22 protein-coding genes and 1 pseudogene are annotated in these 22,400 nt (G+C 73.4%); 16 read left to right on the top strand and 7 right to left on the bottom strand.

Features of this window, described 5'->3' with window-relative positions:
• Positions 1–731: 731 nt before the first annotated feature.
• Complete coding sequence (locus PS467_RS10410) at positions 732–1,748, top strand: DNA polymerase Y family protein (protein WP_311039809.1); 1,017 nt, start codon at positions 732–734, stop codon at positions 1,746–1,748.
• Positions 1,749–1,770: 22 nt separating this feature from the next.
• Positions 1,771–1,951: pseudogene (locus tag PS467_RS10405) on the top strand (lipase); the annotation flags it as partial.
• A 124-nt stretch (positions 1,952–2,075) separates the two neighbouring features.
• Here the strand turns inward: PS467_RS10405 and PS467_RS10400 are convergent.
• Positions 2,076–2,492 (bottom strand): organic hydroperoxide resistance protein, encoded by a 417-nt coding sequence (locus PS467_RS10400; protein WP_311035029.1) that lies wholly within the window; start codon positions 2,490–2,492, stop codon positions 2,076–2,078.
• Positions 2,493–2,612: 120 nt separating this feature from the next.
• On the opposite strand from PS467_RS10400, the gene PS467_RS10395 reads away from it, so the two are divergent.
• Positions 2,613–3,125, top strand: coding sequence for a MarR family winged helix-turn-helix transcriptional regulator (locus tag PS467_RS10395; protein WP_311035028.1), 513 nt, complete (start codon positions 2,613–2,615; stop codon positions 3,123–3,125).
• 111 nt (positions 3,126–3,236) lie between these two features.
• On the opposite strand, the gene PS467_RS10390 is transcribed toward PS467_RS10395, so the two are convergent.
• Positions 3,237–4,274 carry a lytic polysaccharide monooxygenase gene (locus PS467_RS10390; RefSeq protein ID WP_311035027.1) on the bottom strand — a complete coding sequence of 346 codons (1,038 nt, stop codon included), beginning with the start codon at positions 4,272–4,274 and terminating at the stop codon, positions 3,237–3,239.
• A gap of 194 nt (positions 4,275–4,468) precedes the next feature.
• On the opposite strand from PS467_RS10390, the gene PS467_RS10385 reads away from it, so the two are divergent.
• The 5 genes from PS467_RS10385 (at position 4,469) to PS467_RS10365 (ending at position 13,403) form a co-directional block, all read left to right on the top strand.
• Complete coding sequence (locus tag PS467_RS10385) at positions 4,469–6,541, top strand: carboxyl transferase domain-containing protein (protein WP_311035026.1); 2,073 nt, start codon at positions 4,469–4,471, stop codon at positions 6,539–6,541.
• A gap of 128 nt (positions 6,542–6,669) precedes the next feature.
• Positions 6,670–7,950: an ATP-grasp domain-containing protein gene (locus tag PS467_RS10380; protein WP_311035025.1), complete on the top strand. Its 1,281-nt coding sequence runs from the start codon at positions 6,670–6,672 to the stop codon at positions 7,948–7,950.
• On the top strand, positions 7,947–10,079 hold the full coding sequence (locus PS467_RS10375; RefSeq protein ID WP_311035024.1) for an IucA/IucC family protein: 2,133 nt from the start codon (positions 7,947–7,949) through the stop codon (positions 10,077–10,079). The genes PS467_RS10380 and PS467_RS10375 overlap by 4 nt, the downstream gene beginning before the upstream one ends.
• 142 nt (positions 10,080–10,221) lie before the next feature.
• Positions 10,222–12,072, top strand: a complete 1,851-nt coding sequence (locus PS467_RS10370; protein ID WP_311035023.1) for an IucA/IucC family protein — start codon at positions 10,222–10,224, stop codon at positions 12,070–12,072.
• Complete coding sequence (locus PS467_RS10365; protein ID WP_311035022.1) at positions 12,069–13,403, top strand: type III PLP-dependent enzyme; 1,335 nt, start codon at positions 12,069–12,071, stop codon at positions 13,401–13,403. The genes PS467_RS10370 and PS467_RS10365 overlap by 4 nt, the downstream gene beginning before the upstream one ends.
• Before the next feature lie 19 nt (positions 13,404–13,422).
• On the opposite strand, the gene PS467_RS10360 is transcribed toward PS467_RS10365, so the two are convergent.
• A complete protein-coding gene (locus tag PS467_RS10360) occupies positions 13,423–13,548 on the bottom strand; it encodes a hypothetical protein (RefSeq protein WP_438829324.1) in 126 nt (41 codons plus the stop codon).
• A 188-nt stretch (positions 13,549–13,736) separates the two neighbouring features.
• On the opposite strand from PS467_RS10360, the gene PS467_RS10355 reads away from it, so the two are divergent.
• Both PS467_RS10355 and PS467_RS10350 read left to right on the top strand, forming a co-directional pair.
• Positions 13,737–14,318, top strand: coding sequence for a Uma2 family endonuclease (locus PS467_RS10355; RefSeq protein WP_311035021.1), 582 nt, complete (start codon positions 13,737–13,739; stop codon positions 14,316–14,318).
• Positions 14,319–14,366: 48 nt separating this feature from the next.
• Complete coding sequence (locus tag PS467_RS10350) at positions 14,367–15,140, top strand: sulfite exporter TauE/SafE family protein (protein WP_311035020.1); 774 nt, start codon at positions 14,367–14,369, stop codon at positions 15,138–15,140.
• Here the strand turns inward: PS467_RS10350 and PS467_RS10345 are convergent.
• Entirely contained in the window at positions 15,122–15,337 is a 216-nt protein-coding gene (locus PS467_RS10345) for a DUF397 domain-containing protein (RefSeq protein WP_311035019.1), read from the bottom strand. The two genes, PS467_RS10350 and PS467_RS10345, sit on opposite strands and share 19 nt — an antisense overlap.
• Positions 15,316–16,164: a helix-turn-helix domain-containing protein gene (locus PS467_RS10340; RefSeq protein ID WP_311035018.1), complete on the bottom strand. Its 849-nt coding sequence runs from the start codon at positions 16,162–16,164 to the stop codon at positions 15,316–15,318. The genes PS467_RS10345 and PS467_RS10340 overlap by 22 nt, the downstream gene beginning before the upstream one ends.
• A gap of 154 nt (positions 16,165–16,318) precedes the next feature.
• Between PS467_RS10340 and PS467_RS10335 the strand changes: the two genes are divergently transcribed.
• From PS467_RS10335 to PS467_RS10315, 5 genes are read left to right on the top strand one after another with little or no spacing between them, the layout of a single operon-like run.
• The gene (locus PS467_RS10335) at positions 16,319–16,477 is read left to right on the top strand and encodes a hypothetical protein (RefSeq protein ID WP_311035017.1); all 159 of its coding nucleotides are present in this window, start codon (positions 16,319–16,321) and stop codon (positions 16,475–16,477) included.
• A gap of 41 nt (positions 16,478–16,518) precedes the next feature.
• On the top strand, positions 16,519–16,749 hold the full coding sequence (locus tag PS467_RS10330; RefSeq protein WP_311035016.1) for a FitA-like ribbon-helix-helix domain-containing protein: 231 nt from the start codon (positions 16,519–16,521) through the stop codon (positions 16,747–16,749).
• On the top strand, positions 16,746–17,165 hold the full coding sequence (locus PS467_RS10325; protein WP_311035015.1) for a type II toxin-antitoxin system VapC family toxin: 420 nt from the start codon (positions 16,746–16,748) through the stop codon (positions 17,163–17,165). The genes PS467_RS10330 and PS467_RS10325 overlap by 4 nt, the downstream gene beginning before the upstream one ends.
• Before the next feature lie 48 nt (positions 17,166–17,213).
• The gene (locus tag PS467_RS10320) at positions 17,214–17,975 is read left to right on the top strand and encodes an SAM-dependent methyltransferase (protein WP_311035014.1); all 762 of its coding nucleotides are present in this window, start codon (positions 17,214–17,216) and stop codon (positions 17,973–17,975) included.
• A gap of 59 nt (positions 17,976–18,034) precedes the next feature.
• A complete protein-coding gene (locus PS467_RS10315) occupies positions 18,035–19,183 on the top strand; it encodes a methyltransferase domain-containing protein (RefSeq protein WP_311035013.1) in 1,149 nt (382 codons plus the stop codon).
• 34 nt (positions 19,184–19,217) lie between these two features.
• On the opposite strand, the gene PS467_RS10310 is transcribed toward PS467_RS10315, so the two are convergent.
• Both PS467_RS10310 and PS467_RS10305 read right to left on the bottom strand, forming a co-directional pair.
• Positions 19,218–20,693, bottom strand: a complete 1,476-nt coding sequence (locus tag PS467_RS10310) for an SGNH/GDSL hydrolase family protein (RefSeq protein ID WP_311035012.1) — start codon at positions 20,691–20,693, stop codon at positions 19,218–19,220.
• 78 nt (positions 20,694–20,771) lie between these two features.
• Positions 20,772–21,701 carry a GNAT family N-acetyltransferase gene (locus PS467_RS10305; protein WP_311035011.1) on the bottom strand — a complete coding sequence of 310 codons (930 nt, stop codon included), beginning with the start codon at positions 21,699–21,701 and terminating at the stop codon, positions 20,772–20,774.
• A gap of 309 nt (positions 21,702–22,010) precedes the next feature.
• Here PS467_RS10305 and PS467_RS10300 point away from each other — a divergent pair, with 309 nt between their 5' ends.
• A complete protein-coding gene (locus tag PS467_RS10300) occupies positions 22,011–22,397 on the top strand; it encodes a GntR family transcriptional regulator (protein ID WP_311035010.1) in 387 nt (128 codons plus the stop codon).
• The last annotated feature ends 3 nt before the right edge of the window (positions 22,398–22,400 follow it).

Genomic DNA, 22,400 nt, shown 5'->3' with positions numbered 1-22,400 from the left:
CGCTGGGGGTCGGGCCGTGTCAGGGCGGGCCGGTGCTGGGGGTCGGGCCGTGCCAGGACGGGCCTGTGCTCGGGGCCGAGCCGTGCCAGGACGGGCCCGTCCTGCGGGCCGAGCCGTGTCAGGGCGGGTCCGCGCTCGGGGCCGGTGGTGGTGCGGTCCCGTCCGCCATGCCCCTGGTCGGCGTCGTCCCGCTCGGTATCCGGGCCACCGCACCCCCACCGGCGTCGGCCGGACCACTCGCACCCGGGGCGCGGGGCGGGGCCGGGCCGGGGGAGCGCGTGCGTCTGGATGGCGCGGTGCCCCGGGGTGGGGCGGAGGACGGCCATGCGGCCGATGCCCGCCCGCCCGCGCCGAGCCAGTCGTCGGTCGTGGCGGGGGAGGGCGTCCCCGGCGGTACGGGTGCGGTCTCCTCGGCCGCCCCCGTCGCACGCCCGGCCGACCCCTCGGCCGGTGCCGCCGCACCCGGGGGGCCCGCTGACGGTGCGGCGGCGGGTTCGGCGACCGGTGAACCCAGCGGTGGCGCCGAGGAGTTCGACCAGTTCGACGACGAGGCGGGCGGAGGCGGGGGCCGGGGCCGGACCCCGGGCGGCGCTGACGAGGCGGACGCGGGGGCGGCGGCCGGGGGGCCGGAGGACGAGGCGGACGAGGCGGGCGGGGACGCGTCGGCCGGTGGCCGGGCCCGGGGCGATGCGGGCCGGGGGCGGACCGACGGTCCGGAACGGTCCGATGACGTGCCGCATGTGCTGTACGTGCGGTTCCATCCCACGCCCGGGGAGGACGTCTACCAGGGCCTGCTCACCCTGCTCGGGGAGCTGACGCCCGTCGTCGAGGCGCTGCCGCCCGATGCCGCGCTGGCCGATGTGCGGGGTGCGCTGCGGTACTTCGGGCGGGACGCGGCGGGGCTGGCCGAGATCGTACGGGTCCGGGCGCTGGCCCGGTACGGCGTGGACTGCACCGTCGGCGTCGCCGCCAACCCCATGCTCGCCCGCATGGCCGCCCAGGAGTCCGACGCCTCCGGCCCCGAGGGCGGCCGGTCCGGCCGTGCGGCCGGTTCCGTCCGTACCGTTCCCGGCGATCCGGACGCCGTCGCCGCGTTCCTGGCCCGTAAGCCGCCCACCGCCCTGCCCGGGGTGGGCCCCGCGACCGCGCGCACCCTGAGCGCGTACGGGCTGGACAGCGCCGCGCGGATCGCCGCCGCGCCGCTGTCCACCCTCCAGCGGATCCTCGGCGTGGCGACCGCGCGCCGCGTCCACGCGTGGGCGCGCGGTGTCGACCCGGCGCCGGTCACCCCGAACGCCCCCGCCCGTGCGATGGGCGCGGAACACCGCTTCCGGCACGACGAGCTGGACCCGGTCCGCAGGCGCCGCGCGCTGCTCACCCTCGCCGACGGGCTCGGCGTCCGGCTGCGCACCAGCGGGCAGGTCGCCACCGCGCTCAGCCTCACCGTCCGCTACGCCGACCGCTCCACGACCACCCGCTCCCGCACCCTGACCGAGCCGACCGCGCACACCCCGGCGCTGACCGCCGCCGCGTACGCGCTGCACGACGCGCTCGGGTTGCAGCGGGCCCGGGTGCGGTCGGTGGCGCTGCGCGTCGAGGGGCTGGTGGATGCCGAACTCGCCCCGCACCAGCTGACGTTCGACCCCGCCGACGAGAAGTCACGCCGCCTGGAGGCCGCCGCCGACCGGGCCCGCGCCCGCTTCGGCGACTCCGCGATCCGGCCCGCCGGATTCCTGGACGTGGCGTGAAAACGGCGTAAACGTTCCTCCGAAGGTGAACGCCCTGGTCGGCTTCGCCCCCTCCAACCACGGCACCACCCTGTCCGGGTCTGACGAAGCTCCTGGACTACTTCCCCGGGGCCGGCGACCTCATCGCCGAGAGCACCCCGGCGCTCATGGACCAGGTGGTCGGCTCGGGCTTCCTGCGGCGCCTCGACGAGGGCGGCGATTCCGGAGCACGCCACCCCGACCACCTGCGCCTCGGACGACTGACCCCTGGTCGCGCGTGGATGAGCGCCCTGCCTCGTTCCGTACGAGCAGGGCGCGCCGTCCGCCGGGCCGTTGGGTGTTACCCGGTCACTCGGTGACGAGCTCGACCTCGAGGTTGCCCCTCGTCGCCTTGGAGTACGGGCACACCTGGTGCGCCTGCTCGACCAGCTTGCGGCCGGTCTCGTTCTCGAGCTCGCTCGGCAGCTCGACGCGCAGCGTCACCTTGAGCCCGAAGCCGCCGTCCGCCTCGTCCTTGCCGATGCCGACCTCCGCGGTGACGGAGATGTCCTTGGTGTCGACCTTGGCCTGGCGGCCGACGAGGCCGAGCGCGGACGCGAAACAGGCGGCGTAGCCCGCGGCGAACAGCTGCTCGGGGTTGGTGCCCTGGCCGCTGCCGCCGAGGGCGGGCGGCATGGCCAGCGGCAGGTCGAGCTGTCCGTCGGAGCTCACGGCCCGGCCGTCGCGTCCGTTGGCCGTGGCCACCGCGGTGTAGAGCGCGTCCATGAAGACCATCCCTTTCGTGTTCCGGCAGTCGGAGGGAGGCGGGTGCTCGGTGCGCCCTGCCTCCGGACGGAAGTACAGCACACAATTAAGTTGCGCACAACTAAAGGGTACGCTGGACACATGCCGCATCAGCCCGACCGCACGACTGACCGCACCGCCGCCCCGGAGGCGTCGCTGCCTCCCGCCGACGAGCTGCTCCGGCTCGACCGGCAGCTCTGCTTCGCCCTGCACGCCGCCTCCCGTGCCTTCGATGGCCTCTACCGCCGGGTGCTGCGCGACACGGAGCTGACCTATCCGCAGTACCTGGCGATGCTCGTGCTGTGGGAGCACGGGGAGATGCCGGTCAAGCGGCTGGGGGAGTTCCTGCGGCTGGACTCGGGTACCCTCTCGCCGCTGCTCAAGCGGATGCAGTCGGCCGGACTCGTCCAGCGCGAGCGCAGCGCGCACGACGAGCGCTCGGTGACGGTCCGGCTGACGGCGGAGGGGACGGCGCTGAAGGAGCGCGCCCAGGTCGTCCCCCTGAAGGCGATCGAGGCCAGCGGCCTCGACGCCGAGGAGGCGATCGATCTGCGGGCGCGGCTGCTGCGGCTCACGGCGGCCCTCGACGCGGCGCTGGCCGACGACGAGCTCTAGACGGACCCCTGTCGGAGTGACGAAACGCGGATAGCCGGTCCCGGGGTTGCCGTAGGCCCCGGAACCGGCTCCGCTTTCATCAGGGCCGGCGCCTTGGCGCCGGCGACAGCCTCAGCCGCGGCCGCGGCGTACGGCCTTGCGGCGGTTGCCGACGGCGAACAGCACGGCCGCACCGGTGGCGAGGACCGCGGCGCCGCCGAGGGCCATGGGGGTGGTGGAGCCGTCGCCCCCGGTCTCGGCGAGCCGCTGCCCGTCGGCGGCGCTCCCGTCCTGTCGCGGGCCGGTGCTCGCGGCCATGGCCTCGGCGCTCTTGGCCTTGGTCTCCGTCCCCTCCGCGCTCTCGTCCGCCGTCTTCGGCTGGTGGGTGGCCTCGGCGCCGCCGTCACCGCCGTCACCGCCGTGCCCGTGGTGATCGACCGTCGACTTCTCGGCGCCCTCCGCTATCTGCGTGTCATCGGGCGCGACGGCGGCCGGCGCGGAGTTCGTCTTCGTCCCGGCCGCGTCTCCGCCGAACGTCACGTCCGAGCAGGTGTAGAACGCCTCCGGGCTGTCCGAACGCTGCCAGATGCTGTAGATCAGATGGCGGCCCGACTTGTCGGGCACGTTCCCCGTGAACACGTAACTGCCGTTCTGCAACGTGGGGTCGGTGACCTTGGCGAACGGCTCCGCCTCCAGGTCAGCCCAGGTCAACGGCTTCGTCGGGTCGTAGCCGTCCTTGGTGATGTACAGCTCGAAGCTGCCCCGGTGGGGCGCGGTGGCCCGGTAGGTGAAGGTGTGCTCACCGGCCGTCATGGCGGTGGCGGGCCAGTCGGCGCGCGGCAGGTCCAGGCCCTTGTACTTGTCGCGGCCCGCGCTGCACAGCTTCCCGTCCGGGATGATCTCCTTGTGGCGTCCGGCGGCGTCCGGGATGTTGACCTCGTTCCAGTCGTAGAGCGCCTGGGTGCCGCCTGCCGCGACGGCCGCCTTGCAGGCCGCCGAGTCCGGGCTCTCCGGACCCTCCGCGAAGCATGCCGACACCCGGCTGACCGGGTCCGTCATCGAACCGTGCGCGGAGGCCGGGTCGGCGCTCAGCGCGATGAGGGCGAGCGGCACCGTGCCGAGCACGGCGATGCGGGCGGTTCTGCGGCGAGCGGTAGCACGAGCGGTCATCGTCGGGGACTCCTTCGGTGGGGGTGACGCGGAGCACGCTAGCCCCGACCACCGGCCGGTCCACCGCTCTTATGGCGCCGTTAAGGAGCAGCTCAGGCGGAGCTGAGACTGGGCCGGTCCTGGGCCGGTCCCGGGGGTACTCAAGGTGATCGCCGATGGTTGCGCAGGCTCGGCGGCGTGGAAAGGTGACACACATGACCGGAACGAACTCACCCCGCGTCTCCTGCGCCTCCCGCCTCTCCCGCGCCTCGGCCCGTGAGCTGATCGAGGCCGTCGTCGACCCCGGCAGCTGGTACGGCTGGGACGAGCCGGTGGAGATCACCACGGAGGACCCCGACTACCGGGCCGACCTGGAGCGGGCCCGGGAGCGCACCGGGCTGGACGAGTCGGTCATCACCGGTGAGGGGCGTATCGAGGGGCGCCGGGTGGCGCTGGTCGCCTGCGAGTTCCGCTTCCTGGCCGGTTCGATAGGCGTCGCCGCGGGGGAGCGGCTGGTACGGGCCGTGGAGCGGGCCACGGCGGAGCGACTGCCGCTGCTGGCGACACCGGCGTCGGGCGGGACCCGGATGCAGGAGGGTACGGTCGCGTTCCTTCAGATGGTGAAGGTGGCCGCGGCGATCACGGACCACAAGGCGGCGGGCCTGCCGTACCTCGTGCACCTCCGCCACCCCACGACCGGCGGCGTCCTCGCCTCCTGGGGCTCCCTCGGCCACGTCACCGCCGCCGAGCCGGGGGCCCTCATCGGCTTCATGGGCCCGCGGGTGCACGAGGCCCTGTACGGGGAGGAGTTCCCGCCCGGTGTGCAGAACGCCGAGAACCTGATGCACCACGGCCTGATCGACGCGGTCCTCCCGCTGAGCCGCCTGTCGGGCGTGGCGGCACGCGTGCTGAGGGTTCTCTGCGCGGGCGACGCCGCGACCGGCCCCGCCCCGACGGCGGGTGCGGCACTCGCCCCCGACCAGCCGAGGGACGCAGGCGGGGCCTCCACCGGGCCCGCGCCCGGCACACCGGGTGACGCGCCCAGCGGGACGCCGGGGCGGCACGGGGGTATCGCGGCCGGGGGTGGCCCGTCGGTCGCTCGTGGCGCCGATAGTGGTGAGGCGGAGGCGTTCGGTGGTGGCGCGGGCCGGTGGGATCCGGAGGCTGGGTCCTCGTCGGCCGTTCACGGGCACGTGGTGCCTGGCGGGCGTGGCGCTGAGCGGGACGCGAGTGGTGCCGATGCCGTGGAGGCGGGGTCGGCGGCCCCGACGCCGGCCCCGCCCTCCGGCGCTCTGCCCAGGGCGGGAGCGGGCGGTCGGCGTGGGGATGTCGCGGCCGGGGGCGCCGGGGGCGTGGGGGCCGTGCACGATCAGGCCGGGGTCACTGCCTTCGCCGGGGCGGGAGGGGGCGGCGGGGCACCCGACGACGCAGAGGTGGGGGCGGCGGTGCCGTCCGCCGAGGAGTCGATCCGGGCGTCGCGGCGGGCCGAACGGCCCGGTTTGCGGGATCTACTGCGGGTCGCCGCCGAGGATGTGAGCCCGCTCAGCGGCACGGGGGCCGGCGAGCACGATCCCGGGTTGTTGCTGGCGCTCGCCCGCGTCGGCGGGACGCCCTGCGTCGTCCTCGGCCACAACCGGCGCAGTGCCCGTAAGGGCGACACGGCCGACGGGCCGGGGGAGGGGCAGGCGCTGGGGCCGGCGGGGTTGCGGACCGCGCGGCGCGGGATGCGGATCGCCGCCGAGCTCGGACTGCCGCTGCTCACCGTCATCGACACCGCGGGCGCCGCGCTCAGCCGCGAGGCCGAGGAGGGCGGGCTCGCCGGGGAGATAGCGCGGTGCCTCGCCGACATGGTGACCCTGCCCGCGCCCACCCTCTGCCTGCTGCTCGGCCAGGGCGCCGGTGGCGCCGCGCTCGCGCTGCTGCCCGCCGACCGGGTCGTCGCGGCGCGCCACGCCTGGCTGTCGCCGCTGCCGCCGGAGGGCGCCTCCGCGATCCTCCACCGCACCACGGAGCGGGCGTACGAGGTCGCCGCCCGCCAGGGCGTACGCTCCGCCGACCTCCTCGCCCAGGGCATCGTCGACCGGATCGTGGAGGAGGACGGGGAGGCGGACGGGGAGACGGACCGGGACACCGCCCGGACCCCTGACGCTTCCCGCACCGCCGACGCCTTCCTCGGCCGCCTCGGCCGTCTCCTGGGCGACGAACTCGCCGCGCTGCGCGCCCAGGACCCGGACGAGCGGCTCGCCGCGCGCCGCGTCCGCCAGCGCGGCATCGGGCTACCCCGTTGACGGGCCACCTCGTCGACGCCGGGGGTTGACGCGGAAGATTGACCATCGTTGACGGCTAATCAGGGCCAAACGGGCGGACCGGGCCGTCGAATTAGCAGGATTAGGCATGCCTAACCTAATCTCGGGCCGTGAACGAGAATGATCTCGACGCGGCGTCCCGGCCGTCCTCCTCCCCTGCCTCGGGGCCCCCTCGGCTCCACCTCCTCGCCCTCAACCCCACCGACTCCGTCACCGAGGGCTTCCTCCCCGCGGCGGCCCGGCTCGGCCTGGCGGTTACCCTCCTCACCGACCAGCCCGACGCCCACGAACGCGCCTACGGACGGCGGCGCGCCCCGTTCCCCGCGCTTGACGTCGCCCCCTGTGAGGTACGGGACTTCGCCGAGGTCATCAGCCGTATCGCCGCCGAGGGCCGTCCCCACGCCGTCTTCACCAACAGCGACCACCTCCAGACCCAGGCCGCCCTCGCCGCCGCGTACTTCGGCCTCCCCGGCAAGGACTGGCGCGCCGCGCTGCGCACGAAGAACAAGGCCGAACTGCGCCGCGCCCTCGCCGCCGCCGGCCCGGACGCCGCCGACCCCGTCTGGTCCGCCGAACTCGCCACCGGGCAGGACCCCGCCACCCTCGCCGGACTCGACGCGCCCTACCCCTGTGTGGTCAAACCACGCGAGGGCGTCGCCAGCGAGGACGTCGTCCTCGTCGCCGACGCGGACGAACTGATCCGGCGCTGCCGGGAGATCCGCGCCCGGAGGCCCGGGGCCGCGCTGGTGATCGAGGAGTTCCTCGAGGGCGAACTACGCACCCTGGAAACCCTTGGTGACGGCCGCACCCTGCATGTCCTGGGCGCCTTCCGCACCGAGCTGTCGCCACCCCCGCACTTCATCGAGGAACGGCTGCACCTGCTGCCCGCCCCGCCCCCGCAGCCGCACACCGACCACGTGCTGACCCAACTACGCGCGCTCGGTGTCGGGTTCGGCGTGTGCCACACCGAGTACGTCGTCCAGGGCGACCGGGCCCGCCTCATAGAGGTCAACTACCGTGCCATAGGCGACCAGTGCGACCTCGTCCTCGCCGAGCTGCTCGACATCCCCCTGTTCGAGTACATCCTCCGTACGCACCTGGGCGAGCCGCTGCCGGACGACCTCGGCGCACGGACCGACGGCCGGGTCCGCATGGAGTACGTCATGGCCGACCGCGCCGGACGGCTCGCGTCCGCCCCTCCGGCGAGTGTGACCGAACGCGACGGCGTACGGCTGGACTACCGGCCGCTGCGCGGAATCGGCGAGGAACACCCGCTCCACCGCACCAACCGCGACTTCCTCGGCGTGCTCCGGGCCACCGGCACCGACCAGGGGCGGATCGACGCGGCGGTGGCGGAGTTCCTCGCGGCCCACCGATGGGAGATCGTGTGACAGCGGAAACAGCGGAAACAGCGGAAGAGGAGCGGGAGCTTCTCGGACGGGTGCTCGACACGTTCCTCCGAGAGGATGCCTACAAGCTGCGCAGCCGCGCCCGCACGGTGCGGCGCGCCGACGGCGACTGGCTGCGCATCGCGCTGGAGGGGGGCGAGAGCGTGCTGCTGCCGGTGGAACCCGAGGGCTTCCAGTGCACCATCCGCGCCCGCCGCCCGCCCCGACTGGTACCCGCCCCCTCGCGAGACGCGACTGTGGGGGGCGCGGGTGCGAGTGGCGCGACTGTGGGTGGTGCGGTTGGGGGCGGCGCCGGGGGCGCCGCGACCTCGGCCGGGCCCGGCCCGGCCGATGGGCCCGGGAACCACGCTCCCGGAGGCCGCGTTCCCCGGGCGCCGAGCGCCCTGGCCGGGCTTGGGCCGCTCGGCGTCTCGGGTGAATCCGGGTCGCTCGGCGTCCCCTGTGTCCCCAGCGCCCCTGGCACTTCCGCCGTCCCCGGCGCTCCCGCCGTCCCCGGCAGTTCCGGCGCTCCCGGCGCCCTCGGCGCCGCCGCCGGGCCTGGGGCTGTGGGCGGCCCCGTCGACCATCCCGTCCGTACCGCACCGCTCACCGGCCTCGACGCCGTCCTCGGGCGGCTGCGGGCGGCCGTTCCGGTCGACGACCGCCCGCTGTACGACGTCTTCGTCACCGAATGCCACCAGGCCCTCGACGCCATGCGGCTGCACACCCGCGTCCGGCCCGGTGTCGTCGCCGACCTGGCCGCGCGCCACGGTGAGCGGTGGGCGGGGATGTCCGGGGCGGTGGCGTATGACACGCTCGCCGCCTTCCGGGACCACCCGGTCTACCCGACCAGCCGGGGCCGGGCCGTCTTCACCGAGGACCAATTACGCGCCCACGCCCCCGAGTTCCACCCCACCTTCCCGCTGCGCTGGCTCGTCCTCCCCCGCGAGGCGGTCAGCGGGGACCCGGCACGGCTGCCCGTCTGGTGGCCGACACCCGGCGAGCTGAGGCTCGGTCTCGGGCCGGGGAAGGGGACAGCCGACGGATGGCTGGCCTTCCCGGTGCATCCGCTCACCGTCGGCCGCCCGCTGGAGACCGCGCTGCGCACGGCCGGGCTGGAGGACGCCGCCCGGCTCGCCGACCGTGGTCTGCTGGACGTACGGCCCACCCTCTCCATGCGGACCGTGGCCGTCGCCGACGACCCCCTCGTCCACCTCAAGCTGCCGCTCACCACCTCCACGCTGGGGCAACGCAACCGGCGGTCCATCAAACCCGGCACCCTCACCGACGGCGAAGTGGCCCAGCGGCTCGTGGAAGCCGTGATCGAGCGCGAGCCGAGGTTCCGCGCCACCGTGCTGCTCGCCGACGAGACCACCCATCTGCACGCCGGGCACGAGCTGCTGGCCACGCTCGTGCGCCGCTACCCGCCCGGTCTGGAGAACGCCACGATCGTGCCGCTGGCCGGGCTGCTCGCCCCCGCCCCGGACGGCATGCTCGTCATCGACGGGCTCGCCGAGCGCCACTACGGCGGTGACGTCCTCGCCCTGCTCGACGACTACTTCACGCTGCTGTTCGACTTCCACACCACCCTCTTCGGGTATGGCATCGCGCTGGAGTCCCACCAGCAGAACACCTCGCTGGTCTTCGAGGAGGGGTGTGCGGTGCCCCGGCTGCGGCTGCTCATCAAGGACCACGACGGCCCCCGCGTCCACGCGGTACGGCTCGCCGCCGTGATCGGCGGCGGACCCGCCGCCGACCTGTGCGGCTTCGACGACCGCAGAATCCTGACGCCCGGCGACGGCCCGGTGGCCGACGTGTTCACCACCATCACCGTCCATCTGTGCGCCGCCGCCCTCGTCTTCGAACTCGCCCGCCTCGGCCGGGCCCCGCTCGACACCCTGTTGCGGCGGCTGCGCGACCGGCTCACCGAGGCCGTCGACCGGCTCGCCGCCACCCGGCCCGGGACGTCCGCCGCCCTGCTGCGGGCGCGGGTGCTGGAGGCGGCGCGGCTGCCGGTCAAGGCGATGGTCACCGCCGGCACCCTGTTCACCAAGGATCACTCGGGCGCCGCGGACATCAACAAGCACTACGTCACCGGGCCCAACTATCTGCTGCGGGGAAGCGGCAGATGACCGGCGCGCCCCGACCGGCCCACCTTCCCCGTACCTCTCCCACCCTCCACCCCGCACCTCCCTCCGCACCCTCCTCCTCCGCACCCTCCTCCTCCGCACCCTCCTCCTCCGCACCCTCCTCCGCCCCCGCTGGAGCCGCCTCATGCCCATGACCTCCTCGCCCGCCGCGGCCGTGGCCTCCGCCGACCACGTGACCGCCCACACCCTCCTCAACTGTCTGCTCCGTGAGGTCTCGGGGCCGGAGCACCAGACCGCCGTGGCCGACGGGTGGCTCCGGCTGAGGCTGCCGCGCTGCGGGGCGCTGCTGCGCGTCCGGCTGCGGCGCACCTCCCTCATCGGGGCGCACCGCTTCACCGGGCCGGTCAGCGAACAGCGCGACGGCACCTGGACCGAGATGTCCTGGCGCGAACTCGCCGAGCGCATCCACCGGGAGCTCCAGCTGCGCACGGGTGTGCACAACGACGAGTTCCTGGACCAGGTCACCTCCAGCCACGCGGGCATGACGGCGGCCCTGGAGGCGATGGAGGAGCGGGACCGGAACCGGGACCGAAACACCCCACCCGCCGCCGACAGCGCCCATGACACCCAGCGCGCCCATCTCGCCTATCTCGCCTCCGAGCAGTCCCTGCTCTTCGGCCACCGCTTCCACCCCACCCCCAAGGCCCGCACCGGCAGCGCCGACTCCTGGTCGCGGTTCGCCCCCGAGGCCGGGGCGCGCTTCCCGCTGCACCACCTCGCCGTACGCCACGCATACGTCCGCGAGGAGTCCGCGCGCCCCGGTGCCCTCGCCGCGCTGGACCGGCAGCGCCAGGTCCCCGAGGGCTACCGCCTGCTGCCCGCGCACCCCTGGCAGTACGCCATGCTGAGCGAGCACCGTCTGCTGCGGGCGGCGATCGGCCGTGGCGATGTGCTGGACCTCGGGCCCGGCGGCCGGGACTTCGCGCCGACCGCGTCGGTCCGGACGCTGTACGACGGCCGGGACTTCCTCAAGTTCAGCCTGAACGTGCGGATCACCAACTGCCTGCGCAAGAACGCCGACTACGAGCTGTCCGGCGCCGTCGCCCTGACCCGGCTGCTGGAACCGGTCGCCGCCGACCTCGCCGCCCGCTTCCCCAGCTGCGAGCTGCTGCGCGAACCCGCGTACCGGAGCCTTGACCTCGGCGGTGAGCAGCAGCTGACCGAGGGCTTCGGGGTGATCGTCCGCGAGGGGCTGGCCGCCCGGCTGCGGCCGGGGCTGACCGCGGTGCTCGCGGCGGCCGTCGCCGATGAGTACCCGACCAGCGGCGCCCAGCTCTCCCGGCTCCTCCCCGACGCCGGTCCCGACCGGCTCGCCGCCTGGTGGCAGGCGTATCTGGACCTTCTCGTACCGCCCGTGCTGGCCGCCTACTTCGACCACGGCGTGGTGCTCGAACCCCATCTCCAGAACGTCGTGATCGGCGTGGACCCCGCCGACGGCACCCCCCGGCAGGTCCTCTTCCGTGACCTGGAGGGCACCAAGCTGGTGCCCGAGCAGCACACCGCCGCGCTCGCGGCGCTGCCCGAGGCCGTGGCCCGCCCGCTGACATACGAGCGGGAGCGCGGCTGGGACCGGGTGGTGTACTGCCTGCTGGTCAACCACGTCGCCGAGATGGTGGCCGCCCTCGCCGACCGCTGTCCGCGCCTGGAGCCCGCGCTGTGGTCGGCGGTTCGCCGGGTGCTGTGCGAGCGCTCCGCGGCCCACGATCACCCGCCCGCGCTGCGCGCCCTCGTGGCGGGTGTGCCGCTGCCCGCCAAGGCCAACCTGCTCACCCGCTGGGCCCGTCAGGCCGACCGCCACGCGGGCTATGTCCGGATCGCCAGCCCGCTCGCCTCCGCCCTGCTGTCCGAGGCGGCGCACGTGTCGGAGACAACCCATGCGTCGGAGTCGGCCCATGCGTCGGAGTCGACCCACGTGTCGGAGACGACCCACGCGGCCGAGGCGGCCCATGCCATCCACCCCGGGAGCAGCCGTTGATCACCACCCCCGTCCACACCCTCGCCACGGCGCTGACCGCCGACGACCTCCCCGCCTACGTCTACGACCTGGCCGCGCTCCGCGCGCACGCACGCGCCGTACGCGACGCGCTGCCGCCGGGCCTGGAGCTCTACTACGCCGCGAAGGCCAATCCGGCCCCGCCCGTCCTCCGGGCGCTCGCGCCCCACGTCACCGGCTACGAGGTCGCCTCCGGCGGTGAGGTGGAGCATGTCCGCGCGGCCGTGCCCGGGATGCCGCTGGCCTTCGGCGGACCGGGCAAGACCGAGGGCGAGCTGCGCCGGGCGCTGACGCTGGGCGTGGAGCGGTTCCATGTGGAGAGCGAACAGGAGCTGCGGCTGCTGGCCAGGGCGGCGGAGGACGTGAGGGCCGGGGACGCGGGAGCCGGGGACGTGAGGGCCAGGGGCGCGGGGCTCGGGAACGCGGGGCCCGGCGGCGCGGGGCTCGGGAACGCGGGGCCCGGGGACGGGGGAGACGGGAACGCGGGGAACGCGGAGGCCGGGGACGGGGGAGACGGGGACGTGGACATCCTGCTGCGCGTCAACCTCCCGGTGCCCGGTGACGAGCTGGGCGGCGCGGCACTCGCCATGGGCGGCCGCCCCAGCCCCTTCGGCCTCGACCCGGAGGCCGTAGAGCGCTGCCTGCCCCTGTTCACCCGCGCGGGCCCCCTCCGCCTGCGCGGCATCCACGCCCATCTCGCCAGCGGCCTCGACGCCCCCGCCCAGGTCGCGGTGGCCGCCGTGATCGCCGACTGGACGCGGAAGCTGTCCGAGCGCCACGGCCTGGGGCTCACCGAGGTGAACGTCGGCGGCGGGATGGGGGTGGACTACGCTCACCCCGACCGCCGCTTCGACTGGGCCGCCTACGGCAGGGGCATGGCGGACCTCGCCCTGCGCCACCCGGGCCTCACCCTGCGGATCGAGCCCGGCCGGGCGCTGACCGTCCACTGCGGCTGGTACGTCACCGAAGTGCTGGACCTCAAGCACAGCGGGGGCGAGGCGTTCGCGGTGCTGCGCGGCGGCACCCACCACCTGCGCACCCCCGCCACCAAACAGCACGACCAGCCCTTCCAGGTGCTCCCCGTGGACACCTGGCCCCGGCCCTGGGCGCGCCCGGCCGTACGGGAGGAGCCGGTCACGCTGGTCGGCCAGCTGTGCACCCCCAAGGACGTCCTGGCCCGCCGCGTCCCGGTCACGGAGCTACGGGCCGGGGACCGCGTCGCCTTCGCGATGGCCGGTGCGTACGCCTGGAACATCTCGCACCACGACTTCCTGATGCATCCGCAGCCGGGCTTCCACTACCTGGACGAATGACCTGCCCGGCGGACGGGCCTCAGCCGGACACCGCACGCAGCGCGCCGGAGCGGCGGCCCGTCAGCCGGTCCAGGGCGGCGGCCGAGGCGTCGTCGGCGGGGATGTGCACCACCAGGCGCTGATCGTCGTCGGCGGGCAGCTCCACCGTCTCGTACGCGAGGCGGAGTTCCGTCCTCGGCGATCGGCCCGTACTCCTCCTCGAGCCAGTCCACCAGCTCCGGCAGCCCGTCCCAAGTTCGTCCTGTCACCATGCGTGCACCTCAGTCTCACAGGTGGTGGCCACTGAGAACGACTACGCTGAGAGCGCACCGCACCCGAAGGAGGCTCTCGGTCATGACCGCGACCCATGATCGTCCGCAGATGCTGCCGGAGGAGTTCGAGGAGTACGCGCGGCTGGCGGCCCGCGTGGCGGAGGGAGTGCGGTGGGAGTTCATCAACGGGAAGATCGGGGTCACGCCGGTGCCGGACGGCGATCACGGGCGGATCATTCAGTGGCTGGCGCGGATCTGCATCCAGGCCCATCCCGAACTGTGGCTTCACGACCAGGGCCTCAAAGTCGAGACGGACCGCAATGGCCATGCGCGCCCCGACGGGACCCTGGCCCACAGTGACGCGTTCGTCGGCCAGGGGGAGTGGGCCGATGCCGACTCCGTCCTGATGGTCGTGGAGGTCACTTCCTACGACTCCGACACCGACCGCAGGGATCGGGTGGAGAAGCCACGGGCCTACGCCGAGACGGGCATTCCGGTCTACCTGCTGGTCGACCGGGAGGCCGGTGAGGTCACCGTGTTCAGCGAGCCCGACGGCGTCCGCTACGAGTGCACCAAGACCGTGCCGTTCGGTAAGCCCCTCACGCTGCCCGCGCCGGTCGGCGTCACGCTCGACACCGAGCCGCTCATGGGCTGGGTGCGCTGAGATCCCTGGCTGCGGCGGGTGCGCGGCGGCCTGCCATCATTCCGTGGCATGTACACCGTTACCCTCTGGGAGTTCGCCGCGCTCGCGGCGGCGGCCATACTCGTCGGCTTCTCGAAAACCGCCGTCAGCGGCGCCAACACCGTCAGCCTCGCGATCTTCGCGGCGGTGCTTCCGGCCCGGGAGTCGACCGGTGTGCTGCTGCCCCTGCTGATCGTGGGTGACGTGCTCGCCGTGAGCACCTATCGGCGGCACGCCCACTGGGGGACCCTGTGGCGGCTGTTCCCGGCGGTCGCGGCCGGGGTCGTGGTGGGGACGGTGTTCCTGCTGTGGGCCGGGGATGCGGCGGTACGGACGTCGATCGGGGCGATCCTGCTGCTGATGGCGGGCGTCACGCTGTGGCGACGGCGCACGGCGGCACGCGCGGAGACCCCGGCGGTCCCGGCGGTCCCGGACACGGACGGGGCGGGCGCACGGCTCAAGGCCGGTTCGTACGGTGTCCTCGGCGGTTTCACGACGATGGTGGCCAACGCGGGCGGCCCCGTGATGTCGCTCTACCTGCTCTCCGCCGGCTTCCGGAAGCTGGGTTTCCTGGGCACCTCGGCCTGGTTCTTCCTGATCGTGAACGTGGCCAAGGTGCCCTTCAGCGTCGGCCTCGGCCTGATCGACGCCCGCTCCTTGCTGCTGGACGCGCTGCTGGCGCTCTTCGTCCTGCCCGGTGCGTTCATCGGTAAGGCCTGCGTGGACCGGATCAACCAGAAGCTCTTCGAGCGACTGGTGATCGCGGCCACGGTGCTGGGCGGACTTCAGCTGCTGCTGCGGTGAGGACTCTTCAGGGTCGCTATGAAGGTGCTCCAGGAGTCGTCCGGGAATATGAGGACGGGCCCGTCGGGATTCTTGGAGTCGCGGACGGGGACGATGCCGGGGAGGTTGTCGGCGACCTCCACGCATTCGCCGCCCCCGTTACTGCTGTAGCTGCTCTTGTGCCACGAAGCGGTTCTCAGGTCTGGGGCGGTTCCCATGAGGTCCAGTCCTTCATCACGGCTCGGATCACCGCCTCGGAGTCGAGGGGCGAGAGGGCCATGGCCCTGAGCAGATCGTAGTTCTTCCGACGCTCCGCGACTCGGTCCGGGTCCTCGACGAAAGTGCCGAAGCGGCTGCCTTCTTCGTAGGCCAGCAGTGGTTCGTTCGGCAGCGTGTAGAGCAGCAAGGAACCGCCCGCCTCCACGTGCTGGCCCGCCCTGAACGGCAGGACCTGAATGGTTACGTATGGCTGCGTCCCGCGCTCAAGGAGGGACCCCATCTGGCGGCGCATCACCTCGGGTCCGCCCGCCGCGCGGCGCAATGCCGCCTCGTCCACGATGAACCAACAGTGCGGTGGCCGTGGTCCGGCCAGCCGCGCCTGTCGAGCAATGCGGGCCTTCGTCCACGCCTCGATCTCCGCGTCGGGTGCGAACCGGTTGCCGATGCGCAGCGACGCCTTTGCGAGTTCGGGAGTCTGGAGCAGGCCAGGGATGGTGGCGCACGTGTATTGCTCGATGGTGACCGCGCGCTTCTCAACTTCCACCACACGGCGCAGCTTCGACGGATACGGCTCGTTCTTCGCCAGCGCATAGATCCGCGCGAACATGCCGTCCGTCCCAAAGCACGCGTCCAGCTTGGCCGGAAGGTCGTCGTACGGCAGGGACTCCGCCGCCTCGATCCGGGCCAGGTGCGATTTGCTGTAGTTCAGCACCTCTGACAGCCGCCGCAGCGACATGTCCGCCTTCTCGCGGTGGCGGCGGATCTCCGCGCCGAAGAGGTCGCGTGCGGAGCGGTCGGGAAACAGTTCGCGTGGCTGGAACGTCATCGGTCCATCCCCTTTCGTCCCGCGATCTTGGCTGGGACGTATCGCCTCTTTCCAGCCTACGTGCCGGAGCGCAACGCTGTGTGCACTCAACGTAATTGGCCGACCGGAAAGACAGGTCAACGTGTTCCCACACATCGATCCCACCCCTCCACGGATGACGATGCGCGTCTACCGCGTCTCGCCCGACGGCACGGTCGTCACGCAGGAAGTCGCCAAGGTGGTCGTCGTGGTCAAGGACAAGCTCGCACCCTTGCGGTCGAGCCAGTTCCCGCCCTGCCGCTGCCCGCGCCACCGCGACGGTGCGGACCTGTGATGCAGCTGCATTATGCATGCGCTGCTGCTAAAATGCAGCGCATGACTGCTCTGACCATTCGCGACGTACCGGACGACGCCCTCGCCACGCTGAAGGCCCGCGCTGCACGGGCTGGCAAGTCGCTCCAGGCGTATGCGCTGGAGGTGCTCGTCGGGGAAGCCTCTAGGCCCACGCTCGCTGAGGTCGCAGCTCGGGCCGAAGCCGAGGCCGGCGCCAGCTTGAGCGCATCGGATGTGCTGGCCGCGATCCACGACGCAAGGGCGGACCGTTGATCGTCATTGACTGCTCCGCGCTCGTCTTCTTCCTGGCGGACGAGAGTCCAACGGGACATGGGGTGCGTCAACGTGTCGCGAAGGAGGATCGGCTCGCCGCACCCCATCTGCTCGATTACGAGGTCATGTCGGCGTTGCTCGGCCTGGCGCGCGGGCGACGTGGCGGCGAGCCCAAGCTCAGCGAAAAGCAGCTCCGCAAGGCCGTGGCGACGTATCGCGATCTGCCGATCGACCGGTACGAAACGTTGATCCTGTGGGAGCGAGTCAAGGACCTGTCGAGCAACCTGTCCGCCTATGACGCCCAGTACGTTGTGCTTGCTGAAAGCCTAGGCGTGCCGTTCATCACCACGGATGCCAGGATCGGCAAAGGCGGGGCGGCGCGTTGTGAGATCGAGACGTTCAACGCATCGTTCTGACCAAGAAAATGCGCTGCGAGGTGGGCCGGGTCTTGCCACGCTGTGCGGATGGACCGTCAACGGATCTCCCGCCTCGCGCACGCCGACCACCCGATCGCCGCCCCGCTCGCGGAGGAGTCGGTGGGCCGGCTGCTGGACCGGGCCATGGCGGACGCGGCGGACCGCGCCGACGCCCGCGCCCTCGACCTCGGCTGCGGACGCGGCGCATGGTTGCGGCGGCTGCTGGCCCGCTACCCGTCGATACGCGCCGAGGGCGTGGACGTCGACGGCGCCGCCCTGGACCTGGCACGCGCGGACGCGGAGGAAGCCGGGGTCGCGGACCGGCTGGTCGTCCATGAGACGGACGCCGCCGGGTTCGCCTCGGCGCACCGCTTCGACGTGGTGCTGAGCGTCGGCGCCGCACACGCCTTCGGCGGGCTGCTGCCCACCCTCGCGGCGGCGCGCGAATTCCTCGCACCGGGCGGCCATGTCCTGGTGGGCGACGGCTTCTGGGAGCGCGAACCCCATACCGCCGCCCTCTCGGCGCTGGGCGCCACCCGGGACGACTACGCCGATCTCACGACCACCGTGGACCGTGTCGTCGCCGACGGCTGGGTGCCCGTCTACGGTCACGTCAGCACGGCCGGGGAGTGGGACGACTACGAGTGGTCGTGGACCGGCTCGCTGTCCCGCTGGGCCCTGGACCACGGCATGGAACCCGACGCCGCGGACGCGCACAAGGCCGCCGCCGAACACCGCTCCCAGTGGCTGAACGGCTACCGCGGAACCCTCGGCTTCGTCACCCTCGTGCTGCGGCCCGCCCCACGGTAAGAAGCCGCCCCACGGTGGGAAAGGGAGGCGTTGTCGGTGGCGGGTGCGACCATCGCGGTATGTGTGCCGACACCTCGACCACCGCCTACTGGGACGCCGCCGCCGCGGACTTCGACGACGAGCCGGACCACGGACTGCGTGACCCGGCCGTCCGGGAGGCGTGGGCCGCCCGGCTGCGTGGGTGGCTGCCCGAGCGGCCCGGCGATGTGCTCGACCTCGGGTGCGGCACCGGAAGCCTCGCCCTGCTCGCGGCCGAGGCGGGGCACCGGGTGACGGGGGTCGACCGCTCGTCCCGGATGGCCGGGCTGGCCCGGGAGAAGCTCGCGGGGACGGGCGCCACCGTGCTCGTCGGGGACGCGGCGGAGCCGCCCGTGCCGGAGCGGAACTTCGATGTGGTGCTGGTCCGGCATCTGCTGTGGCTGCTGCCCGATCAGCGGGCGGTGCTGGGCCGTTGGGCGCGGCTGGTGCGGCCGGGCGGGCGGCTGGTGCTGATCGAGGGCCGCTGGGGTGAGTCCGACTCGGTGGGCCTGTCCGTCGCCGAGCGGTCCGGCCCCGTCGGTCTGTCCGCCGCCGAGCTGTCCGGGCTGGTCGGGCCGTTGGCCGAGCGGCTGTCGGTCGAGCAGCTCGGGGCGGACGCGGCGCTGTGGGGGCGGGTGGTGCACGACGAGCGGTACGTCCTGGTGGCCGACCTCGCGCCCGCCCGGCGCCACACCGAGATCGTCGACGTCCATCTGATCCTGCGCCGCGGCGGCGAGGTCCTCCTCGCCCGCCGCGCCAACACGGGTTACGCGGACGGGCTGTTGCACGCCCCGTCCGGCCATGTCGAGGACGGGGAGGACGTCCGTGCCGCACTCCTCCGCGAGACGGCGGAGGAGATCGGCCTCACCCTCACCCCGGACGAGGTGCGGGTCGTCCTCGTGATGCAGCACAAGGCGCCGACGGGGGCGCCCCGTACGGGGTGGTTCTTCGAGGCGGAGCTGGGAGATCCGGGGGAGGGCGGGCGGGAGCCGGTCAACCGGGAGCCGGAGAAGTGCTCGGAGCTGGGCTGGTTCCCGCTGGACGCGCTGCCGGACGACATGGTGGCGTACTGCCGCGCGGGCCTGGAGGCCTACCGGGCGGGCCACCGCTTCACCCTCCACTGGCACGAGCCCGGCGACGCCATCGCCTATGACCCCAAGGGCCCCGACCGCCTGACGCCGCTGGGCTAGTGCCGTGACCGCGCGACAGCGCGCTGTCGGACGGTCAGCTTGCCGCCGACGCGGCGTCCGCGCCGATGACCACCTGGGGGCCGCCGCTGGGGATACCGCCGCCGGCCGCGTTCCAGGTGGCCACGGAGACCGCGTAGCGGTGGCCGGGCGTCAGGCCGTCCACGTGGATGGACGTGTCCCGGGTGCCGACGCTGCCGGGGAACGCGCCGGGGGTGTCGAGGTCGTAGGTGAGGACCTCGTAGCGGTCGATGGTGTCGGTGTACGGGCCGGTCGGGGGGTTCCAGGACACGTCGACGCCGGTGGCGGTGGGACGGGTGACGATGTCGGCGGGGCCGGGGGCGGTCTTCGGATGGGCGGTCGCGCTGACGACCTCCGACCACTCCGACTTCACCGATCCGCCGCTGTCGGTGCGGATCTGGTACTCGTAGCTCTGGCCCTCGGTCGTCCAGGTGGTGTCGTAGCGGTTGGCGGTGACGTGGTGCTCGCCGCCCCAGTCGGCGGAGCCGACGAGCCGGGCGCGGACGTCGTAGCCGAAGGCGCCGTAGACCGGGTCCCAGGTGACGACGATGCCGCTGTCCGCCGAGGTGGCCTTGACGTCGGCCGGTGTCGAGGTGGGGCGGGGCGCGACGGTGCCGGGGACGTCCGGGACGTCGGTGCCGAGGTGGTACTCGGTGTGCAGGGTGGTCTCGAAGGCGTGGGCTATCTGGTACTCGCCGAGGGCGTTGGGGTGCAGGCCGTCATAGCCGGCGGGGCAACTCTCGGGCGCGCAGTCGTAGTCACCCTGCCAGTCGACCAGCTTCACGGGGGACGTGGCGGTGTGCCAGGCCGGGATCGCCTCGGCGAGCAGCCGGTTGTAGGTGTCGGTGTTGGCGATCAGGTCGTCCCGGCCCTCGATCTTCGCCCGCTGCGGCACGTTGGCCAGGGCGAACTTGACGTCGGACTTGGCGGCGCGGGCCTCGTCGACCAGCGTCTTCACGCTCTCCAGGGTGCCCTGGGCGTCGCTGACGAACCAGCCCATGTCGTTGAAGCCCAGGCCCACCAGCAGCAGATCGGGCTGGTACTTCGCCACCTGCTCCTTGATCAGCGCCTTGTCCTGGGCGGCCTGGCGGCCCCACACCGCGAAGTGGTCGCTGTCGAACGCCTCCGCGTCCTTGGCGTAGCCGCCGTCGGTCCTGGGCGGGGCCGGGGCGGGCTCCGGCTCGCCCTGGAGCCGGGGCGGCTGGGGAGCGGCCGGTGCGTCGGGTGACGTCGTACCGGTGTAGGGGCCGACGAAGTCCACGGCCACGTGCTGCTCGTGGAACCACTGCCACAGGCGGTAGCGCCAGGTGTAGTCGCCCTCGTGGCCCTGGGTCATCGAGTCGCCGACGACCATCACCTTGAGCGGGTCGGCGGAGGCGCTGTCGTTCGCCCAGGCCGTGCCGCTCGGGAGGAGGGGTACCGCCGTCGTGAGGGCGACGGCCAGGAGGGTGCCGAGCAGAGTGCGTCTGGGCGGGTGGACGGATGGGGTCATGGCAGACATCGATGTCCCTTGGTCAGTGGGGGTTGACAGTTCAGCGGGGGTTGACAGGAGAGAGGCGGGCCTGCGGCGTTATGCCGACAGCTCCCGCACGTAGCGCCACTCCATGTGCGCCGGTTCGTAGCCGAACCACTTGTTGATCGCCAGCATCGGCTCGTTGTCGCCGTCGTTGCCGGTGAACGCCTCCCGGCAGCCCGCCGACCGGGCGCGGTGCAGGGAGTCGTTCTTGGCGAGCTTGGCCAGGCCGCGGCCACGGAAGGCGCGGAGGGTGCCGGTCATGCCGGACCAGTAGCGGCCCCGGCCGTCGGTGTGGGCGACGCTGTAGGACGCCACGGCGCCGTCCACCACGGCCACCGAGGTCAGCTCGCGGTCGAGCGCCGGGTGTTCCCAGGTGGCGGCCAGCCACTCGGCGTACGGGGGCCGGGTCGTCGCCACATCTCCCGGCTCGTCCCGCGTGCACTCGACGTCCGCCTCGTACAGCGGGCGCGGATCGTCCGCGAAGTCCGCCGCCGTGCGCAGCTCCACGCCGTCCGGCAGGCCGCCCGCGTTCAGCGGCGGCAGCGCGGCCGCCGTCAGGTCCAGCCGCTGGACACGGGAGGCGCGGCCACGGCGGTAGCCACGGCGTTCGGCGAACGTCACCGCGCCCGGCTCGTCCAGCGTCCAGGCGAAGACCTTCGCGGTGCCCAGCCCGGCCAGGTACTCCTCGGCGGCGGTCACCAGTGCCGAGCCGGCGCCCCGGCCGCGCGCCCGCGCGCTCACCGTCGTATTGGCGAAGGCCAGGCCGGGCTCGTCGCTGTCGTGGAAGACGCCCACCTCGGACGCGCCCACCACCTCCCCGTCGGCCTCGGCGACCAGCAGCCGGTAGTGCCGTGCCACGGGCGCGCTCTCCACCGCCCAGACCACCGTCCGCGGCGTGGTCACCAGATAGGGGAAGGCGGAGCGACGCGCTGCCGCGACGGACTCCGCGTCGGCGGCACGGAAATCGCGCACAGTCAGGGTCATGGTTTCGCAGGCTACGGCCTGTCAGCCCCGCCCGCCTCCCAATTCGCCCTGCTCGTGGGCTAGATCACCGACGGTACGTGGACCGGAGCACCCGCGGCGCATACGCCGGGCCCCCGGCGGCTCATACGCCGGACCACCCGCCGCGTATGCGCCGGACCACCCGTGGCTCATACGCCGGACCACCCGTGTCTCATGCGCAAGCTCGCCGCTGGCTCATGCGCCGGATCACCGGCGGTGCGCGGTCCCTCGGCGTGGCCGACAATGGGGGCCACACACCACCACACCGTACGCACGCCCCAGGAGCCCCACGTGGCCTTGCAGATCACCGTCGCCCCGGACGCGGCGGCCGCCCCCTTCGAGCAGATCCGCGCGCAGATCGCCGAGCGGGCCCGCTCCGGCGCGCTCCCCGTGGGCTACAAACTCCCCACCGTACGCGGCTTCGCCGAGGAGCTGGGGCTGGCGGCCAACACCGTCGCCAAGGCGTACCGGGCGCTGGAGGCGGACGGTGTGATCGAGACCCGCGGCCGCCACGGCTCCTTCATCGCGGCGGCGGGCGACGCGGCCCGGCGCCAGGCCGCCGAAGCCGCCCGGACGTACGCCCAGCGGGCGCGGCGCCTGGGCCTGGACCGCGCGGCCGCGCTCGCCGCCGTCGAGGACGCCGTGCGGGCCGCCTACGGTGACCAGGACGGCGCCTGAGCC

This window comes from Streptomyces luomodiensis (assembly GCF_031679605.1).
GTDB classification, from domain to species: domain Bacteria; phylum Actinomycetota; class Actinomycetes; order Streptomycetales; family Streptomycetaceae; genus Streptomyces; species Streptomyces luomodiensis.
This window is presented reverse-complemented; position numbering and strand designations above follow the sequence as displayed.

What these genes read in the sequence shown, in the direction of transcription:
- PS467_RS10340 (WP_311035018.1), bottom strand. Translation starts at nt 16,164, where the DNA reads ATGACGTTCCAGCCACGCGAACTGTTTCCCGACCGCTCCGCACGCGAC.
- PS467_RS10330 (WP_311035016.1), top strand. Translation starts at nt 16,519, where the DNA reads ATGACTGCTCTGACCATTCGCGACGTACCGGACGACGCCCTCGCCACG.
- PS467_RS10305 (WP_311035011.1), bottom strand. Translation starts at nt 21,701, where the DNA reads ATGACCCTGACTGTGCGCGATTTCCGTGCCGCCGACGCGGAGTCCGTC.
- PS467_RS10320 (WP_311035014.1), top strand. Translation starts at nt 17,214, where the DNA reads ATGGACCGTCAACGGATCTCCCGCCTCGCGCACGCCGACCACCCGATC.
- PS467_RS10395 (WP_311035028.1), top strand. Translation starts at nt 2,613, where the DNA reads ATGCCGCATCAGCCCGACCGCACGACTGACCGCACCGCCGCCCCGGAG.
- PS467_RS10370 (WP_311035023.1), top strand. Translation starts at nt 10,222, where the DNA reads ATGCCCATGACCTCCTCGCCCGCCGCGGCCGTGGCCTCCGCCGACCAC.
- PS467_RS10345 (WP_311035019.1), bottom strand. Translation starts at nt 15,337, where the DNA reads ATGGGAACCGCCCCAGACCTGAGAACCGCTTCGTGGCACAAGAGCAGC.
- PS467_RS10390 (WP_311035027.1), bottom strand. Translation starts at nt 4,274, where the DNA reads ATGACCGCTCGTGCTACCGCTCGCCGCAGAACCGCCCGCATCGCCGTG.
- PS467_RS10400 (WP_311035029.1), bottom strand. Translation starts at nt 2,492, where the DNA reads ATGGACGCGCTCTACACCGCGGTGGCCACGGCCAACGGACGCGACGGC.
- PS467_RS10315 (WP_311035013.1), top strand. Translation starts at nt 18,035, where the DNA reads ATGTGTGCCGACACCTCGACCACCGCCTACTGGGACGCCGCCGCCGCG.
- PS467_RS10350 (WP_311035020.1), top strand. Translation starts at nt 14,367, where the DNA reads ATGTACACCGTTACCCTCTGGGAGTTCGCCGCGCTCGCGGCGGCGGCC.
- PS467_RS10385 (WP_311035026.1), top strand. Translation starts at nt 4,469, where the DNA reads ATGACCGGAACGAACTCACCCCGCGTCTCCTGCGCCTCCCGCCTCTCC.
- PS467_RS10310 (WP_311035012.1), bottom strand. Translation starts at nt 20,693, where the DNA reads ATGACCCCATCCGTCCACCCGCCCAGACGCACTCTGCTCGGCACCCTC.
- PS467_RS10355 (WP_311035021.1), top strand. Translation starts at nt 13,737, where the DNA reads ATGACCGCGACCCATGATCGTCCGCAGATGCTGCCGGAGGAGTTCGAG.
- PS467_RS10335 (WP_311035017.1), top strand. Translation starts at nt 16,319, where the DNA reads ATGACGATGCGCGTCTACCGCGTCTCGCCCGACGGCACGGTCGTCACG.